At 45.6% G+C, this 1,330-nt stretch carries 2 protein-coding genes and 1 pseudogene; 2 read left to right on the forward strand and 1 reads right to left on the reverse strand.

The features are described 5' to 3' along the window. Both R7E00_RS23665 and R7E00_RS23670 read left to right on the forward strand, forming a co-directional pair. Nucleotides 1-162, forward strand: a pseudogene (locus R7E00_RS23665) (TMAO reductase system protein TorT); the annotation flags it as partial. Between the two features lie 63 nt (nt 163-225). Next, nucleotides 226-681: a methylglyoxal synthase gene (locus tag R7E00_RS23670; protein ID WP_318124680.1), complete on the forward strand. Its 456-nt coding sequence runs from the start codon at nt 226-228 to the stop codon at nt 679-681. 78 nt (nt 682-759) lie between these two features. Here R7E00_RS23670 and R7E00_RS23675 read toward each other — a convergent pair. Next, the coding region (locus R7E00_RS23675) for a 3'-5' exonuclease (RefSeq protein WP_318124681.1) at nt 760-1,330 on the reverse strand (571 nt) is incomplete at its 5' end.

Genomic DNA, 1,330 nt, shown 5'->3' on the forward strand with positions numbered 1-1,330 from the left:
GTTATGCAAGCGGCGCACTATTTACGCCATCAACCGTATGAAAAACAGGCATCGCCAATCATCAAGCCACTGACGCCAAAGACGCTTCACGATGACACAATTGAAGAATCGTTATCTCCGTCAGAATATAGGCCGACATTCAGCATAAAGGCTGTTGATTGATGCGCTAAAAAAGTGTTTTATTGATAGATAACCAGTTCATAATCATAAAATCGGAATAACTTGATGCAAAAAACGACTCGTACCATGCCTGCGCATAAACACGTGGCATTGGTTGCCCACGACAATTGCAAACCTGAGCTCCTTCGCTGGGTAAAAGAGAATAAAGAAAAGCTGCAACGCCATTTCTTGTACGCTACAGGCACAACTGGCCACATGCTGAGCAAAGAAACTGGCTTAGCAATTAAGAGCATGATCAGCGGCCCGATGGGTGGCGACCAACAACTCGGTGCATTGATTTCGGAAGGTAAAATCGCTGTATTGGTCTTCTTCTGGGATCCACTAAACGCCGTACCTCACGACCCTGATGTGAAAGCCCTACTTCGTATTGCGAGTGTTTGGAACATCCCAGTTGCGACTAACCGTGCAACGGCAAAATTCCTCTTCGACTCTCCTCTTCTAGAACAAGAAGTCGACATCGAAGTGCCAGATTACGAAGCTTACCTTGCAGAACGCATGTAAATCGACGTAATCGAATAGATAAAACAAAGGCGATACTGAGTATCGCCTTTGTTGTTTTTAACGGTTGAAAAAGTGCGTTTAGCGTGAGGTAACGATTGGGTAGTCGCCACTTACGAGTTCTTGCACAAATGCAGAACCCGCTCCCGTATGCGTGATCCACACTTTCTCTTTTGCACGCGTAATTGCAACATAGAACAGTCGGCGCTCTTCGGCATACGGGAATTTGTCTTTGGACTGGGTCAACGCACCGTCGATGTGAATCTGCTTCTTCTTCGCTGGGAACTGCCCTTCATCCACAGCCAAAATAATCACAAAATCGGCTTCTCGACCTTTACTCGCATGACAAGTCATAAAACGAATATCGAGATTCGGGAATCGTCTTAACCAGTCATCATACAAATCGGGTTTATGGTAATGGTTACGGCCAAGCAGCAATACAGACTTAGTTTGTTTCGCTTGTTGATTCAATTGATCGAGGATTTTCTCAACCTGGTTGCTTGGCGCTGTGTGCACGCTCTTTTGCTTGCGTTGTTTGTGGCTGTTGAGCGTCTTCGGTAATTGTGATGGGTTTTGCTGCACGAACGTATTCGCTACATCGCCAATTTGATTATTGAAACGATAGGTTGTGTCTAGGTGATGTACCGTAGAG

It is taken from the genome of Vibrio sp. Vb1755 (genome assembly GCF_033338635.1).
Taxonomy (GTDB): Bacteria; Pseudomonadota; Gammaproteobacteria; order Enterobacterales; family Vibrionaceae; genus Vibrio; species Vibrio alginolyticus.

Excerpts from the sequence above, each read along its gene's own strand:
- R7E00_RS23670 (WP_318124680.1), top strand. The coding sequence starts at position 226 with ATGCAAAAAACGACTCGTACCATGCCTGCGCATAAACACGTGGCATTG.